This window comes from Candidatus Hydrogenedens sp., from assembly GCA_035361075.1.
Classification (GTDB): Bacteria; Hydrogenedentota; Hydrogenedentia; order Hydrogenedentales; family Hydrogenedentaceae; genus Hydrogenedens.
In genome coordinates, this window is record DAOSBX010000020.1 from 25,246 (window position 1) to 42,870 (window position 17,625).

The window sequence follows — 17,625 nt, forward strand, 5'->3', positions numbered from 1 at the left end:
GAAAACATTATGAAAAAAGAATTTTTTATGTTTGGATTCGCTATTTTCCTATTTATGTCAACAATAATTTATTGTGAAGAACCGATAACATATGCGGAACGTTTAGGCTGGGAAAAAGGGAGTCGGGTTATTATATTTCATATTGATGATGTTGGACTTTGTCATGGTGCAAACCAAGCAACAATAGAGTCTTTTACTAAAGGAGTAGCCACATCATGCAGTATCATGATGCCCTGTGCATGGGTTGATGAATTTGTGAAGGAATGGAAAAAAAATCCACAATGGGATGCAGGACTTCATCTAACGTTAACCTCCGAATGGGATAATTACCGTTGGAGTCCCGTCTCCGGTTTTCAGCAAGTGCTCGGGTTAGTAGATGAATCAGGCTATATGTGGGGAGATGTTGCCGATGTGGTTGTTCATGCAAAACCAGAGGAAGTAGACCGTGAGATTCGTGCACAATTAGCCCTTGCAGAACGGATGGGAATAAAACCTACACATCTGGATACACACATGGGCACTCTATTTGCCACTCCGGGATTTACAGAAAAATATATCAATTTGGGAATTGAAAAGCAGATACCAGTCCTGTTTCCAGGTGGACACATGCAGTATTTACAGCAAGAATTACCCTTCACTCAGGATTATGTAAAGAACTGGGCACAAAAAATCTGGGATGCCGGTTTGCCTGTTTTAGATGATGTTATAACATTTGCCTATGACTGGAAAGTAGAAGATAAATTAGACCAGATGAAAAAAACATTGCATGAAATGAAACCAGGTGTAACAGAGGTTATTTTACATTGTGCTATTCCGACGGAGGAATTTCCATTTTTCACTCAATCTGCAGTCACAAGAAAAGGTGATTATTTATTGATGATAAATCCAGAACTTAAAAAATTCCTTGATGATGAAAAAATCATTTTGAGTACATGGAGAGAGTTAAAAGAACGACGGGCAAAAGCTAAGTAAACTATACTTTCTATACAAGATGGGCTAACTTTTCAATTTCTTGACAGAAGTGTGGAAAAGTCTCCTCATAATTCCGTGCCAACCCATGAAAGATACTTGAAGAACCTAAAATAAGAATATTAGCTCCTAAACGAATGAATTTTGCTCCATTTCTTACTGTTATATTCCCATCCACTTCAATATCTACAGAATATTGATGGTATTTAATTTTTCGAGCAAGAATTTGAACTCTCTCGAAAGACTGGGGAATTAATTTTTGTCCTGCATACCCAGGGTCTACTGTCATCACTAATACCCTGTCCACCTCAGGCAATAGGTATTCCAATTCGTCTAATGGTGTCATGGGATTGATAGCTATCCCTGCAAGGAGTCCTAAATCACGTATATGTTTAACAACTCTATGTGGATGTATGCACGCTTCGACATGCACAGTAATTCCAGAACAGCCTTTCTCAACCAGTCGTTTCAAATACCGTTCAGGTTTTTCTATCATCAAGTGAGCCCAGCACGGTAGAGAACAACATTTTTTTGCGAGAGAAATGAAATCGAAACCCAATGTTAAATTTGGAACGAATCTACCGTCCATCATGTCAAAATGAAGTTCATTAATATTTATTCTTTGAAGGGTACGAAACTCTTCTTTTAGATTTCCTAAGTCAAGACACATCACAGATGCAGAATATTTAACGTTATTAAAATTAAAATCTTGTTTATCCATATTTACGTCACACCTTGATGGAGTCGTTTAAATTAATTTGATTATCTTTATATTTGTTTTAAAAATGTGGATACTTCAGATAATGTTGGCATTGAAGGTTGAGCACCAAATCGGGTGCAAGCCAAAGCACCAACAGCATTGGCAAACTGCAACGCCTCTTCTATGGATGTTCGTCCCCATGCTAATGCCAACCCAGCAGTAAATGCATCACCTGCAGCAGTGGTATCAACCGTATTAATTTTATATCCATTAATGAAAAATTTTTTTTCACCATCACTATAAAAACAACCTCTTGCCCCTAATTTCAGCACGACAGCACGAGCACCCATTTTCATCAATTTCTCAGCACAAACTTGACAATCCTTTTTTGTCTCTGGTTTCTTTCCAACAAGGAACTCTGTCTCTGTTTCGTTAGGCGAAATAATATCAATATAGGGGAAGATATATTTAGAGATTTTTCTTGGTGGACCTGCATCAACAATAGTTATTAAACCAGCCTCCTTGGCTAAGATAATGGATGCCTCCACAGTCTCGGATAGTAATTCTAATTGGGTAAGGAACACATCTCCCTTTTTGAATATACCTTTCTGCTGTATAACATCCTTCGGTTTTAAATCATGGTTGGCACCTGGAATTACAACAATACTATTTTTACCTGTTTTATCAACAAATATTAATGCGGTTCCAGATAAAGAATCGACTGCCTCTTTAATAGTATGGGTTGGTATTCCTTCATTCTTAAAATTTTGTTTCATAGCTTTTCCATATTGGTCTTTCCCAACACAAGCGATAAAACGAACCTTTGCCCCGAGCCTTGCAAGGGCTACAGCTTGATTTGCCCCCTTCCCACCGAAAACCACGGATAACGAGTCCCCACGAAGGGATTCCCCTTCCTTTGGCATCCGTGGAACTTTTGCCACCATATCAACATTAGCACTACCAACCACGACTACGCTTCGTTGTTGGTTCTTTAATATGTTGAGCAATTCTTTCATATTTGAAAGTCCAAATCAATTTATATTTGCTACTTTGTTAAATTCCATGCACGAGCAAAGGCTTCAAAAGAACGGTCATATGTCTTCTCCACCTCTGGTGGGAAACAGCATCCAGGCAGTTGTCTCTTTTTAAGATGGTATTGGAGACATTCACAACATAAGGCATGTCTCGGGCAACCCGGATAACTACATGAGCAAAAAGATTGATTCCGTTCTTGATTTTTGCATTCTTGTGCCATAGTAGTAAACCTCCTTCAACTATTTAGTTTCATTTTACTTATATATTGTTCCTCATAGTACTTCTTAAATTCACCTTCTTTAATTTTCCGCCACCACCATTCATTTTCCTTATACCACCGAACTGTTTTTTGAATTCCTTCCTCCCAGTTAACAGATGGTGCCCAACCTAATGCTCGAAGTTTAGCGGAATTCATGGAATACCGATAATCATGTCCTGGACGGTCGGGTAACCATTGAATTAACGCTTCATCTTTTCCTGTTAGTTCGAGAACCTTACGTGTGATTTCAATATTTTCTTTTTCAAATCCTGCAGAGATGTTATATATCTCGCCAGGTGTCCCCTCCCTTAAAACGGTGTCTATTGCTCGGCAATGGTCATCAACATATAGCCAATCACGAACGTTGTGTTCTCCACCCTTGTATAAAGGTAAGGGTTTGTTTTCAATTGCATTGGTGATAAACAGAGGTAGAACCTTCTCAGGATATTGATAGGGTCCGTAGGTATTGCATCCACGTGTGATTAATACTGGCAACTTAAACGATTCAAAAAAGGCTTTGCCTAACAATTCACCGCCCGCTTTAGAGGCACTGTATGGATTGCGTGGGTTTATCAAATCGGTCTCCGTAGCAGAACCTTTATCTCTGCTTCCATAGACTTCATCTGTCGAAACCAATAGTACCCTACTTACATTCTTTTTTTGAGCAGTAATTAGAATCTGATATACACCCTCTACATTTGTTTTGAGAAAGTCCTTGGCACCCATTAAACTGCGGTCTACATGTGTTTCCGCTGCAAAATTCACTACCGCATCGCAAGATTCTATAGCCCGTTCTACGGTATCTGCATCCGCAATATCTCCACGAATAAAGGTGTATCGTGATTCATCAATACCTCGTAAATTATCAAGGTTACCAGCATAGGTAAGTTTATCAAGATTCACAATAGAAAGGTCAGGGTACCATGCCAACATATTACGGATAAAGGCTGAGCCGATAAAACCAGCCCCACCCGTTACGAGTATTTTCTTCATCAGATTTCTTCCCTACGTTTTATGTATTCTTTTACCGCTTCACGCCATGACGGTATTTTTCTACCGAGTACAGAAGTAATTTTCCGATTGTCCATAGCTGAATATGCAGGTCTCTGTGCGGGGAGCACAAACTTTGAACGGGAACAGGGAAGCACTGGTGTTGATATATCTAATAATTCAAAACATTCTTTCATCCATTGGTAACGTGAGCATTCACCACTATTTGTCGCATGATATAATCCGTATTGGTGGGTTTTAGCAATGTCTAACGTCATCTGGGCTAAATCCCAAGTATATGTGGGAGAACCAATTTCATCATCAGATATTTCTAATTTCTCCGCAGTGCGTGCACGGTTTACCATCTTTTCAATAAAATTATTTCCACCTGGACCATAAAGCCATGCGGTCCTCAAAATAAAATGTTTCGGATTTACTTCTTTTGTTGCCTGCTCACCAGCCAATTTAGAACGTCCATAAACTGACAAGGGATTGGGAATATCATCTTCTGTATAGGGTTTCCTTTGTGTCCCATCGAATACGTAATCTGTGCTGTAGTAAACAACAGGCACATTCCACTGCTTTGCAAGGTCAGCAACAAAACGTGCTCCAACCTCGTTTACAAGAAAAGCCTTGTCAATTTCTTCCTCTGCTCGGTCAACATTTGTATATGCTGCCGAATTAATAACGAGGTCAGGAGCCTCTCCTTCTAATAACCTATACACCTCAGTTGCATTTGTAATGTCTAATTCTGGTAGGTCATATCCTATAACTTGATATTCTGGTTGAAAACACTTTATTAAATCTTTACCTAACTGACCTTTTGCACCAAAAATTAGGACTCGCATACGCTACCTTTCCTGTATAAATTAAAAAAGTATTATAAAGGTATATTAATTTTAACAAAAAAACAGATTTTCCTTGAAAAGTACTTTGGCCTTAAGACACATCAAACTCATTATCACTGTTCAAAATTATAATATATTTCTTACGCACGTCAACCTTCTTGACTGCTATTATGGTTAGGCTTGGTTTCATTCATTCGTTCCTGAACACACCGTAACCACCAGATGGTAGTCTGTAATTCTGTGGCTAACGATGGTGCTTGAGAATAGAATTCCTCACATTGTTTTAGTGCTGTATCAAATTCACCGTGTTCTGTCAGAACCTGTATAAGAAAAAAACGAACAAAGTTAAGATGTGGTTGCTTTTTTAATAATTGTTGTAGTTCAAAAATTGCCATAGAATAATTCCCATTTTCAACAGCACGTCTTGCACGCTTAAATTCCGCAGGTAACGTAAAAGGGAAATTACGGCGGATAAATTCACTTAAAATAGAGACAATCGGAGGGAATGGAAGAATAATATATAACCACCAAATGTTGTAGTTATAATCGTCTGCAACTTGAAATACATAAAGGATAGATATGATACAGAATAATATAAAACTGATAGCGGAACCAACTAAAAATGCCCTTCGATAAGGTTTAGAATGATACCACATCGGACAGATGCGAAGTGGAACATAATTATTTTTCTGCAATGTTTCTTTTATTTTTTGAATTTGCATTATTAAATTTTCTACTGCTACTTTTACTTCAGGTTTCAACCAAAATGAAAAACGCATCGCCTGTGCTTTATGTGTCAGTATAATATTCATCACAGGATTAAATTTGAAAAATAAAATTATCCCACGCAAACCCACAATAAAAGAGAAAATAAACAACCCAATTAATGGAAGCATCCATAACAAATCAGAATTTTTGAATAAAGGCTTGTAGATAAACCACAGGCTAAGAGGTAAAAACAACAAAAAAGCTACCATCAAGCCAATTACCCCTTCCCATAACTTCCGATAATTACGATTTCTACTTTCTTCAATATGAACCACTTCCACTGGCACATATAACGAATATTTTGATACCCATGTCTCTTTGTGAATTATTAAAATTGAACCTTTAAGCTCCAGACGGATTTGTCCAGGATAATTGACTCGCGACAAATTAATACTACACGATGAAGACTCCATGTCACTTCTCGCTTTCTGTAAAATACTAAGTATAAAATAAATGTTAGTTATGTTATATTATACTATTTTATACACTACGTTGCTGAATGGAAACCTAATCAATGGAAGGGATATATATGAGAAAATGTAAAAAATGCTTATTCACATTCTCAGGGGTTACAATTATTATTTTATCTATTGCCATTGCCTTATCGTTAACTTCCTGCTATGTGGGATATTCAAAAATTACAGTTGACGGTAAAACACGATATTATCGTATTCACATACCATCTAAACTGGACACGAGTATACAACCGCCTCTCCTTCTTGCCTTTCATCAATTTAGTGATACAGCACGAGGCATGGAAAAACTCACCCAATTAAACGATTATGCTGATAGGGAGCAATTTATCGTCGTATATCCACAAGGGAGATGGCGAACATGGAAAACAGACCCTATTCCAAACGATGATACCCGCTTTATAGAAGAACTTATTCAGTTTTTGGTGTTGGAATATCGCGTAGATCCAGGAAGAATATATGCAACAGGCGCATCTGCGGGAGGAATGATGATACAGGCATTTGCATGTTATTCTGATAAAATATCTGCAATCGCACCTGTGATGGGGAGTATGACACAGGAACATGCAAGCCAGCGAAAGCCAATAAAAAACATTCCCGTCCTTATTATCCATGGAACAAAAGACCCTGTTGTCCCTTATGATGGAGGAGCAACTCATGCTGGCATTAAAAAAACCACTTTCTTATCCGCAGAAGAGAATGCAAAATGGTGGGCAACCCAATACGGATGCCAGGAAGAACCATTGTTAAAAAACTATCCAGACACAAACCGTGATGATAATTTCACCACAGAGATATTTGATTTTAAGTGCAACCCAAGGGTTATGTTGTATAAGGTTAATGGAGGTGGACATACCTGGCCTGGTGGTAAAAATCGATATCCGAAATTTATCGTGGGTCCAACAGCCCCTGAACCAGATGCTACATACATAATCGTAAAATTTTTCCAGAATAATGCTTTATAACTGCAGTTATATTTTATAAAAAAGGTGTCGTCATAATGATTTCTGCGATTATCCTTGCTGGTGGAAAAGGCTCAAGTGCTTTCCCCTTTTCTACAATTAGAAACAAGGTTACAGTTCCAATATTAAATACCCCTGCTATACGAAGGCTGGCTCTACAATTAAAAGATTTGGGTATAGAACATATTATTGTTCTTACAAAGCACCTTGAACAAAGCATACGATACGCATTGAAGGATATAAGTCAAATTAGTTTCATTCATCTCAAAGAATGTGATGACCCTGCCTCTTCAATTCGAGTAGCAATTCCTTCTGTTTCTACACCCGAACTGATGATTATACATGGCGATATTGTGACAACGCATCATACCCTGAAACACTTTATAAATACTTATAAGGAACAACAGCCTGTTACATCTGTTTTAGCCTCCAATCAACAGCCAGCCCCTAAACATTCTTTACTTTTAAAGGTATCTTCTAATAGGAAATTGGAAGGGCTTGATTTTAATAGAAATGAATCTAATTACTGGTTTTGTGGTGCTGTGATTGGGAAAACAAATATGATTGATGCCTATATTCAAAAGGAAGCAGGGATAATCCACTCTACACCTTTAGGGGTTGTGCCAATGCCAGAGGGAAATATACCCTCAATGTTAGAAATTATGCTCGAAGATAAACAAGAAATATCTGTAATTTCTGCTCGGGATTTTGTTGTCGATTTAGACCATCCTTGGGACATTATTGAGGCAAATCAAAAAGCATTAAACCACTTTTTCCGTAATTTAGAAAGCTCGAAGATTGCGAGTAAAGCAAAAATAAGCGACGGAGCTGATATTGCATCGACGGCGAAACTCTGGCTCGAAGAAGGAGCAAATATAGACAAAAACACTATTATTAAAGGAAACCTATTTTTGGGATCCGATAGTCAAATCAGTTACGGTGCTATTATAGAAAGTCAAGTTTTTATAGGAACAAAGTCTATAGTCTCTGAATATGCAAAGATATTTAGTGAGTCAGTATTAGGAGATTCAAATTTAGTCTTACATAATGCAGAATTTTATGGTTTAACATTAGATACAGTATTTATGGTTCATTATTGTTGTATCTCGGGAATGATTGGTTCACATGTAGACATCGGTGCCGGTACTATTAGTGCTACCTGGCGATTTGATAATACAACGCGACCAATGAAATGTAAAGAACATTTAGAAACACCTCCATATCACGGCAACCTAACGTATATAGGTGATTATTGTAGGACAGGTATTAATGTCATGTTTATGCCAGGTATACGAGTCGGTGCTTATTCATGTGTTGGTCCTGGTGTTATCGTGAATAATGACATAGATGCATATTCTCTTATTACTCAACGACAACAATTAGATGTAAAACCTTGGGGACCAGATAGGTATCCCTGAAGGAATAAAAATTAAACGATTGAAGGAAGTAACAATGGAACAAAAAAGTATCCGCGGTATTATTTGTGCAAATTTAACCCCATTTACTAAAGGTGGAAAAGAAATTGACCATCCTAAGCTACATCGCCTTATACAATTTCTTCAGGAGAAAGGGGTGCATGGGTTGTTCGTAGGCGGAACAACAGGCGAAGGTCTTGTAATGTCCATAGAGGAACGAAAAGAACTTTTGGAAAGTGTTTTGAAATGTGTAAATAGGAAAATAATGGTCATTGCTCATACAGGCACTTTTGATTTACATTCAACAATAGAACTTACTGCTCATGCAGTTGAAAAAGGAACCTACGGTGCAGGTATAGTTGCACCAGGATATTATTATTATGATGAAGAGGCTCTCTATAAATATTTCTCCACCATTGCTTCTGAATTCCCTAACTTTCCTATATTACTTTATAATATTCCATCCTGTGCAAGGAATTTTCTAACCAATTCACTTATTATCAAATTAGCAAAAAAACACAAAAATATTGTTGGAATTAAAGACAGCACAGGGAATATGGTGAACTTATCTGAATTATTACTCCAAAAACCTACATCTTTCACTATAATAAACGGTGTAGATGAATACGGCTATCAGGCTTTCTTAGCAGGGGTGCAAGCAGCTGTTTCTGGAACATCTAATGTGGCACCAGAAATTTATCTCGGCGTCTATGAAAATGTGATGAAACGTAAACTGCCCGAAGCATGGATTTACCAATCCCAATTAACAAAACTTTGTCAAATCCTACAATACGGTAGAAACCTTGCCATCTTTAAACAAGCATTGAAACTAAGAGGTATCGATGCAGGATTTGTCCGTCCTCCACATCGTGAACTTTCCAAACAGGAAATCCAATTATTAGAAAAAACTCTTAAACTACTTAAATTAACTTGATATCAAGGTTTTATGTACATCGGGAAATCGTTTTATCCCTGTATATTATTGTTCTGATTCTGTTTTTCTCCCGCGATATTTTCAACGAAATGTAAGATAATCACTCCCATTAATATCATCATACAAACTAAAATAAGTACGAGAAAAGCGTATTTTGATGGTAATAACGAAGTGATATATGCAAGGAACCCCATACAAATAGAAAAATAATACAAGGAAAATACTACTTGTCTTTGGGATAAGCCTAATCGTAACAATCGATGATATATACAATCTTTATCTGAGGCAAAAAAACCAACTTCTTTGGGACGGCGCATCCTCCTTAAAAAACTCAAAAAGGTATCTAAGAAGGGAACTGCTAATACAACAATAGGTACTGTTAATGCAACAATTGTAACACCCTTTTTACGCTCTACTAATGTGGCACAGCCTAAAACAAAACCTAAAAAAAGTGCCCCTGCATCACCCATAAAAACTGATGCTGGATGAGAATTATATATTAGAAAAGCAATCGTGCAACCTAACAAAATGCTCATAATTAAACAACTAAGTATCTGTTTATTACTATAAGATATAGTAAAAATAGTGAGTGATGAAATAGCCACTAAACCACTCGCAAGTCCATCAAGTCCATCTACGATATTAATCGCATTAGTAACACCAACTATCCATAATACAGTTATCACCAAAGCTAAAGGTCCAACATTAATAGTACCTCCTAAAGGATGTGCAATAGTGGTTACTTGAAACCCCCAAAAAAAGAGAATTATTCCAAATATTAATTCAATTACTAATTTCTTGCTTGCTGGAATTGAGATTAAATCATCTAACACTCCCATCAATACAATAAATGTTCCACCAATACCAATTACTACCATCTTATTATCAAAATATTGTGGATATCTACATTCAACAAATAAGCACGCTAACAAATAGGTAATATAAAAAGCTAAGCCTCCTAAATAGGGTATAGGTTTTTTGTGAACTTTTCTACTCTCATTAGGCACATCATAAATACCCAATTTCATTGCTAACCATCGAAAAATCGGAACCAGAATCAATGTGCATAAAAATGATAGTGCAAAAACAGTGACATATGCCCAGTCGTGTGTTTTCATTTCTTTTGGCCTCCTTTTAATATACCTACAACTGCAACAGGGATATTCTTTTTTGAAGGTTCATACTTAGCCCAATTTTGAACCGCCATCCCTTCTTTTGCACCTTTAACACCAATCCCTGCAAAAGCATAACCATAACCAAATAATACTAAATCTTTTTGATTATATGTTTTCTTAGAAAAACCGAAGGATAATAACTTTTGTTCTAATGTGTCTGTCATATTTTCTGTCGCTTCATCCGATACTGCAAAAACTCCAATATGTCCCTCTGGCACTTCTTCTAAAAACTGCTCCATCTTATAGGCTTCATTTTGACTTTCCCATATATCAAAACGGTCTGCTCTGAAAACTTTACAAGGAGGAGGTGTTAGTATTAATACATACAGCCCCCTTCGATTTCCTGCATAGTTCTTTCCTTGAAACCATATCTGTGCTCCACTTCCCTCTGGACTACCTTCACTTAGTATTAATACATCTTCGTCAATTTCTACACCTGTATTACCTATTCTTGAAGTAAAATCAAATACCCCCCCGCTATATAGGAGAAAAGTCAGAATTTGTTTTTCTGTCCATCCTCCATTCTGTAAACATTTCCAGGTATTTCTTGTCAATAGTTTCCACATAGAGAGAAGGGATAAAGATGATGTTTTAGATAATGAAAGATTTGTTATAAAATCATCATGTAAGACACTTATATTAAAATCCAATTTGTTTACTTCGGCTGTATGACAGTTCTTTACAAGTTTTGCAATTTCATAATACATAACTAATTTTTCTATAGAACCTATGTCCCCTGTTTTTGTTTTGATGTCTTTTAAAAATAAATATGCTTTTTCATCAACGGGCTTGAATATCTGTATACCTCTTTCTATTTCCTCTTTCGCCTTGTCTATATTTCCTTTTTGAAAGTAGTATTTTGCTCTAATAATATAATTTTCAGGATCTACAAAATATTGATATTGTGAAATATAATAATGTGCTGTCAAGAAAGAAGCAATAACAATAAAAATAATACCCCATAAAACAACGAGACTAAATAATGAATTTGTTGAACCTTTCATCTTAAAAAAATACCCACTTTCAGTAACAAATAATTAAATTAATTGTTTATATTGGCAGATTCTATTTACACCGCACATAGAATTAACTCTTGAGTTTATTTTAACATATTTTGTTTCCTTTACCAAATATCATATAATTTGTATTTATCATTAACTCAAGAAGGAAAAGATTGAGCATGAAAACCAAAGATATCTCCGTCAGAACGCAACAGTTCATACGTATTTTACTTTTTATTTCTTTACTATCTACACCATTCGCTTTTTCACAAGATACAGAGAAGGAAAATAAAGATAATTCTCAATTAGGTGTATCAGAAGAACAAGCCAAAGATATTCTTACAGAAACTGACAGTGGTATCAATGCAAATTCTGGACGAAGCGAACTAAATCTTCAAAAGGAAATATCCGTAGACCTAATTGACCTCGATGCGTTACGGAAAGCCACAGAAGAGCGACGAGGACCGAATGCTGTTGCACGTATGTCATTAAAGGAATGTATTGAGATAGCATTAAAACAGAATCCAGATATTATCGTTAGTGGATTAGAACCAAGAAAGGCACAAGCAGACCAATTAACAGCCTCAGGGATGTTTGACCCATTTTGGCAAACATCTCTTCAATATAATTACGCTTCTATTATCGCCAATCAGCAAATTCGTGCTTATGCTGGAATTAATAGCGTAGAAACACATCAAACAACTTTCGAATCAACAGTTGCAGGAAAAATAAAATTAGGCACACAATACGCAGTTACTTTCAATAATGAAATTGAAGAAACGTCCTTCTCAGATTTTACCAAAGAGTATGGTGGACGACTCTTACTAACCCTTACTCAGCCATTACTAAAAGGCTTTGGTATTAAGGTTAATGCTGTTCAGATTGAGATGGCAAAACATTCGGAAAAAATTGGCGAAGCCCAATTAAGAATGACCGTTATGAATACAGTTGCGGAAATTATTAAAGCTTACTGGGACCTTGTGGGAGCGATGGAAAATGTGAAGGTTCGTGAAGAGGCTTTGGCAAATGCAGAACGATTATTATCCATCAGTGAAAAACGACGCGAAATTGGCACAGCCGCAGATATTGAAGTACTCCAAGCCAAAGCGGGTGTCGCAACACGACAAAGTGAGCTGGTTACTGCACAGGCACAATTAGAAAGTGCATCAGATATCCTGAAAAACTTTCTTTTATTAAGAGATGGTGATTTATTCTCAAAAACGTTAATTGTTCCCACGGACAGACCTCATAGTTTTGAAAACGAACGTCTTAACGTAGAAAATTTAGCACCTGATGTAGACCAATCTGTTGAAAAGGCTCTAAAGAATCGCCCTGAAATTGTTATGGCAAGCTTGCAGATTGACATTGCTGACTTACAATTATTAAAAGCACGTAACGAAATGCTTCCGCAAGTGGATGTTATTGGTAGTTACGGGCAAGGTGGAAGAGACCGTTCCCTTGCTAAAATGTTTTACGGAATTCGTGATGATGATGAGACTTACTATACCTATGGAATTAAAGCCGTGGTTCCCCTCGGTAATCGTGCTGGGAGAGGTGCCTATCAGCGAGCCCGTCTTACTAAACGCGAATCAGAGGAACAAAAAAAGAAAATAGAACAAACAATTATGATGGGTGTTCATCTGGCAGTACGAAACGTGGAGACAAATCGTGTTCTTGTCGAAAGCAATCGTCAGGCACGCAAATTACAAGAAGCGAATGTTATCGCAGAAGAAAAACGACTCCGTTTAGGAGTTAGTACCAGCTGGCGAGTATTACAAGTACAAACAGATTATACAGTTGCAAAAACTCTGGAATTACAAGCACAAATTGCATACGAAAAAGCCCTTACCGACCTCTATCTTGCAGAAGGGACATTACTGGAACAGATGGGGGTTGAAGTAAGTTTGCCCCAAGTAGAAGACGTCATCTCGTATGGAGAAAGCATCAAACCCCGCTGGGAATAATCCCTAATTTATAACTTTTTTCTCACTCTAACGTTGCGCGATGTTTAATTTCCTAACATATAAAACGCCCATAACAACAATAACAATAATGATATTAACGATGCCGAAAGAAGTTATAGATGTAAGTCCAGTTGTGTATTTAATTTCCACTTGTTTTGATACTATTGTTTCTTTCGCATCAGAAACCTCCACCCAATAAATTCCCTCATCCTCTTTTGACATATCTTCAATCAACAACATAGATTCATTACCACCAATAGGCTCACCATCTTTCCACCATTGATAATTTATAGGAGGAATACCACCTGTAATATTAATCATTAATGTATAATGCCCCCCATCAACGACAATCGCTCCTTCTGGCTGTTGTAATAACTCCATACGAGGATAAATTCTTAAACGAACCTTATTTGTATAAACCATTTCTTCTCGAGAGTCACCCACATAACATTGGTATTCTCCTGCATCTTGTAATGTTAATCCATTAATCTCCCATGTATTTGAATTGGGCCCTACGGACTCCCCATCTTTGAGCCATTGATATGTGAGTGCCCCTTCCCCACCAGAAATATTAAATGACAGAACAACTGCATCTCCGAGATAGTAATCCCCTCCTACAAGGTATGAAAGAATCTTAATACGATTTGTTACTGTTTTACTTTTTGGTTCGATTAAATAATTTCCGGCAAGGTCTGTTCCTGTGGACACGCTAACAGTGATATCTTCACCCTGTAATAAATTCCCGTTATTCCAATTTAAAAGATAATTATCGGGTGCTATTTTCTGCACCGTGTTAGGATTTGTGCTTAACGTGCCCTTACCCGGTCCAGATAAACTATACCTCGTAGCCAGAATCATATATGGTTCCATCGCCTCCGAGAATAAAACCCGTATTCTTTTACTATCGACTACTCTTACATCAATAACATAGGGAGGTATCCCGATACTCGAACATACCACTGTATCCCAATCCGGATCGATTAGATTTCCGTATATGTCTTTGACATTTTGCACCTCAATCTGAACCAATGAGCCACCTTTCATTTCACCCTCGTCCCACTCCAATATATAGGTTCTTGAGTCTGTATCCTGGATAACCCTGGACGGGTGAATAACAAGCGTACCTTTACCAGAAGCCCCTGACGGATTACCAACTGTATAATTACCAATAAACAATGCCGAAGAGCCCATATCCTCACTATACTTAATTTTTAAAGTCCTCTCATTGACTGCTGTAAGGGACAATGCCCTTGGCAATGTTACCTCAAAAATATCTGATGCGGTATTGTGCAGTGGGTCAATTACATTCCCTGCTAAATCCTGAACATCATTTACCTGCACTGTTACTTCTTGCCCTTCTGAAATACCTGTGCCTGTTGTCCACGATATAGCATAGGTCGGTGGAAATTCAGCTACCTTTTCTACATTGGTAGGTTCACTACCTGGAGGAGTATCTATCCACCATCGATAATTGGCAGGATTCAGCACATTACCTGGCTCAATTTCTTTCATAGATTCCGAAAAAACAACATTAATCCGTCGTGGCCCCATCACTTCGATCGATGCTAACATTGGAGGCACACCCCCAGTTCCACCGCCGACATGTGTTCCACTATTCGGTTGACCTATGGGATTGCCTTGTGCATCGAACACCCCTGTTACGGTTACAGTTATATCTCCCCCATTTTTCATCTCTCCGCTGTTCCAGATTAGTCTTACATTCTTATTATCTATTTCCGTCACTTGGCTTGGATTGTCGGATAAGGTTCCTTTGCCATCATTAGAAATAGTGTAATTACTCGGTTCGCCCAATTCATCTGTTCGCATCGGCTCTGAAAACTGCACCTCGACTTCCAATGGCTGAGTAACCTGCACCGAGGCAACATACGCAGGTGTCGCATCAATCACATGGACATGAAAAGTCTCATCATAATATAATCCCATCATATCCGTTGCCCAGACCTGAACGGTTAAATATGGATTCTCGGATCCATTTAATACACTTGGCAAATCCACCACCAATTGATTGCCATCAAGTCGAAACGCTCCATTTCCGTTCTGAACCAAATTCAGGGTATGTGGCTCTTCTGGGTCAGGGTCAACCACAGTTCATTTGTTTTTTAGGTTGTTCCGCTACCTGGTATGTGGCTCTTCTGGGTCAGGGTCAACCACAGTAAACTCTGCTACAACTGTACCTTCAGGAACATTGTCCAGCACCTCTATTGGGTCGGAATCGGGTATTATGTCTGTGGGACGGAAGAATCCTTCGTCAGCACCAATATCTGGCGAGGCATAGAATGAAGGTAAAGGCCTACTTTGTCCTTCAAAATCTATATTGGTTGTATCTGTTATTCCTGAACGGCCTAATGCACCACTCCCTGTCTGTAATTTGCCGACATCATCCAATTTTGGATCGGCATAAATTATAATTTGGTCATCTGGCGGTGTCTCGAAACCACCTTTCCCATCTGCAGAGTTACGGTTCCATGCTAAGTTTTTCCATTCAAAACCTGTTTCCCAAACGGGCAAAATATTAGAGGCATTAGGAGCATCAAAAATAGTGCCCGCAGAATATAATGTATCACCCGTCCTACCATGAATTAGCCAATTCGTTACTGGGTTAGCTTCCGGCGAAGTAAGTGTTACATGATGCAAACGAATGTTAGCAAACGCAGTAGGAGATAAGGTGTCACTAAAACCGCGTGTATCTATATATGAAAGAACGCCACCACCGTAAAAAATGGTATTAGCAATGTTCAGTTCAGGACCATAATTACCGCCAGTGGCACCGGAGCGAAATGTCCCTGCACCAAAACCCCACCAACAAGAATCCTCTCAATTTCAACCGGTCCTGATAATTCTCCGCCTAAACAGGTAATTGCATAACCAATATATGGCTTGATTATACCCTTCGCACGGTAAAATTTTATTGAGCCACGCAATATGCGAGCATAAGTCCCTGTATTGCTTGTCATACCATCCATATTTACCCAGTATATTGGAGATGGGATTACATCATCTGCTGTGTCGAACCAATCTGTACCTGGTTCTAATCCTAATATTTCTACTCGAGCACTACTTTGCTGAAAGTTGAATGCACGCTCTCCACAGGCACCTGTGAATACTGGCTTGTATAGCCGATAAATATTCGGCGTAGTTTGATTATCCTCGCCTAACTTATCAAATAGATTTGCACTACCACTTCGAAATGAACAATTATAAAAAACTACCTCCGACCCGCCATCACTTGCAGTAGGGCTATCCGCTTTTACTGCTATTGCACTATCGGAATAGGTACTACTCTCTTCCGGAGCAAAGATACATTCTTCTAATGCGATTTTGACCACATTTTTCAGTGATAATCTAGTCCCTCTCCCCTTGGCATAGCTAAAGTCTATATATCGCAACTGGGCTTCCATTATTCCAGTGCCATTCATTGGTCCAAGAACCATCAACGGTAAAGTTTGCTCGACTTCGTCCCCTCCTAAGAACCTAACCATGTAAAACTGGTGCTTGCTCGCAGGAACATTCTGCAAATATATATAACTTCCATTGGGTGCTCCCGGTTGTTCTACTGGCTCCCAAACACGCTCCTTTTTGATAAAATTTGCTTTCTCGACTATAAAAACACCGTTTCCATTCATCGAGGTAGCAATCAGCGGAGAAGAGTATTCAGAAAATAACGCTATTCGGTTGTACACACCTTCATCGTAACCAATAATTTTTAAAATTTTTCCCATCGTAGAATTATTTGTAAATACAGGATGATCGCTATTGGGTCTAATCTCCGGACGAATGCCAACATCAGCAATTACTTCAATATCACCACTATCTGCGAGGACTAATTCCGGTACGAGAAAGTACACCCCCTCACTTTGACTTGGTCCTTGCCATTCTATTCGGATAGTGTGATTACCGGGATTTGTAACTGTGGCGTGTGTCCATGCATCAGATAATTGTTCAAACCCCCACTCGTTAGGATTTCCCGTTGCATCATTAGGTGCACCTTCGTAAATACGGTATAAATCTGCGTGAGTATATGAAAATGAAAGGAAAAACACAAAGAATGAAATTGTTCTCCCACACCATTTCATAATAATTATCCGAAATTAAATATTATATATATGTTATA

16 protein-coding genes are annotated in these 17,625 nt (G+C 38.0%); 5 read left to right on the forward strand and 11 right to left on the reverse strand.

The window, feature by feature from the left end:
* The first annotated feature begins 9 nt into the window (after positions 1 to 9).
* Positions 10 to 972, forward strand: coding sequence for a polysaccharide deacetylase family protein (locus PLJ10_07735; protein HOK09538.1), 963 nt, complete (start codon positions 10 to 12; stop codon positions 970 to 972).
* Positions 973 to 982: 10 nt separating this feature from the next.
* Here PLJ10_07735 and PLJ10_07740 read toward each other — a convergent pair whose 3' ends face one another.
* The 6 genes from PLJ10_07740 to PLJ10_07765 all read right to left on the reverse strand — a co-directional run bounded on the left by PLJ10_07740 (position 983) and on the right by PLJ10_07765 (position 5,982).
* Positions 983 to 1,690, reverse strand: a complete 708-nt coding sequence (locus tag PLJ10_07740; protein HOK09539.1) for a ribulose-phosphate 3-epimerase — start codon at positions 1,688 to 1,690, stop codon at positions 983 to 985.
* A gap of 47 nt (positions 1,691 to 1,737) precedes the next feature.
* Positions 1,738 to 2,685: a ribokinase gene (gene rbsK / locus PLJ10_07745; protein ID HOK09540.1), complete on the reverse strand. Its 948-nt coding sequence runs from the start codon at positions 2,683 to 2,685 to the stop codon at positions 1,738 to 1,740.
* A gap of 29 nt (positions 2,686 to 2,714) precedes the next feature.
* Complete coding sequence (locus PLJ10_07750; GenBank protein ID HOK09541.1) at positions 2,715 to 2,924, reverse strand: DUF6485 family protein; 210 nt, start codon at positions 2,922 to 2,924, stop codon at positions 2,715 to 2,717.
* A gap of 15 nt (positions 2,925 to 2,939) precedes the next feature.
* A complete protein-coding gene (gene rfbB / locus PLJ10_07755; GenBank protein ID HOK09542.1) occupies positions 2,940 to 3,956 on the reverse strand; it encodes a dTDP-glucose 4,6-dehydratase in 1,017 nt (338 codons plus the stop codon).
* The gene (rfbD, locus tag PLJ10_07760; protein HOK09543.1) at positions 3,956 to 4,801 is read right to left on the reverse strand and encodes a dTDP-4-dehydrorhamnose reductase; all 846 of its coding nucleotides are present in this window, start codon (positions 4,799 to 4,801) and stop codon (positions 3,956 to 3,958) included. The genes rfbB and rfbD overlap by 1 nt, the downstream gene beginning before the upstream one ends.
* A gap of 149 nt (positions 4,802 to 4,950) precedes the next feature.
* Positions 4,951 to 5,982, reverse strand: coding sequence for a tetratricopeptide repeat protein (locus PLJ10_07765; GenBank protein HOK09544.1), 1,032 nt, complete (start codon positions 5,980 to 5,982; stop codon positions 4,951 to 4,953).
* Between the two features lie 116 nt (positions 5,983 to 6,098).
* Here PLJ10_07765 and PLJ10_07770 point away from each other — a divergent pair, with 116 nt between their 5' ends.
* From PLJ10_07770 to PLJ10_07780, 3 genes are read left to right on the forward strand one after another with little or no spacing between them, the layout of a single operon-like run.
* Positions 6,099 to 7,007 carry a PHB depolymerase family esterase gene (locus tag PLJ10_07770; GenBank protein HOK09545.1) on the forward strand — a complete coding sequence of 303 codons (909 nt, stop codon included), beginning with the start codon at positions 6,099 to 6,101 and terminating at the stop codon, positions 7,005 to 7,007.
* Between the two features lie 35 nt (positions 7,008 to 7,042).
* Positions 7,043 to 8,422: an NTP transferase domain-containing protein gene (locus PLJ10_07775; protein HOK09546.1), complete on the forward strand. Its 1,380-nt coding sequence runs from the start codon at positions 7,043 to 7,045 to the stop codon at positions 8,420 to 8,422.
* 34 nt (positions 8,423 to 8,456) lie between these two features.
* Positions 8,457 to 9,353, forward strand: a complete 897-nt coding sequence (locus tag PLJ10_07780; protein ID HOK09547.1) for a dihydrodipicolinate synthase family protein — start codon at positions 8,457 to 8,459, stop codon at positions 9,351 to 9,353.
* A gap of 32 nt (positions 9,354 to 9,385) precedes the next feature.
* Here PLJ10_07780 and PLJ10_07785 read toward each other — a convergent pair whose 3' ends face one another.
* Both PLJ10_07785 and PLJ10_07790 read right to left on the reverse strand, forming a co-directional pair.
* Complete coding sequence (locus tag PLJ10_07785) at positions 9,386 to 10,471, reverse strand: MraY family glycosyltransferase (GenBank protein HOK09548.1); 1,086 nt, start codon at positions 10,469 to 10,471, stop codon at positions 9,386 to 9,388.
* On the reverse strand, positions 10,468 to 11,532 hold the full coding sequence (locus PLJ10_07790; protein HOK09549.1) for an interleukin-like EMT inducer domain-containing protein: 1,065 nt from the start codon (positions 11,530 to 11,532) through the stop codon (positions 10,468 to 10,470). The genes PLJ10_07785 and PLJ10_07790 overlap by 4 nt, the downstream gene beginning before the upstream one ends.
* Before the next feature lie 176 nt (positions 11,533 to 11,708).
* Between PLJ10_07790 and PLJ10_07795 the strand changes: the two genes are divergently transcribed.
* Positions 11,709 to 13,493, forward strand: coding sequence for a TolC family protein (locus tag PLJ10_07795; protein HOK09550.1), 1,785 nt, complete (start codon positions 11,709 to 11,711; stop codon positions 13,491 to 13,493).
* Between the two features lie 27 nt (positions 13,494 to 13,520).
* Here the strand turns inward: PLJ10_07795 and PLJ10_07800 are convergent, their stop codons facing one another.
* The 3 genes from PLJ10_07800 to PLJ10_07810 all read right to left on the reverse strand — a co-directional run bounded on the left by PLJ10_07800 (position 13,521) and on the right by PLJ10_07810 (position 17,587).
* Positions 13,521 to 15,599, reverse strand: a complete 2,079-nt coding sequence (locus PLJ10_07800; protein ID HOK09551.1) for a hypothetical protein — start codon at positions 15,597 to 15,599, stop codon at positions 13,521 to 13,523.
* A 27-nt stretch (positions 15,600 to 15,626) separates the two neighbouring features.
* Complete coding sequence (locus PLJ10_07805; GenBank protein ID HOK09552.1) at positions 15,627 to 16,148, reverse strand: hypothetical protein; 522 nt, start codon at positions 16,146 to 16,148, stop codon at positions 15,627 to 15,629.
* A gap of 101 nt (positions 16,149 to 16,249) precedes the next feature.
* Entirely contained in the window at positions 16,250 to 17,587 is a 1,338-nt protein-coding gene (locus PLJ10_07810) for a hypothetical protein (protein HOK09553.1), read from the reverse strand.
* Between the last annotated feature and the right edge of the window lie 38 nt (positions 17,588 to 17,625).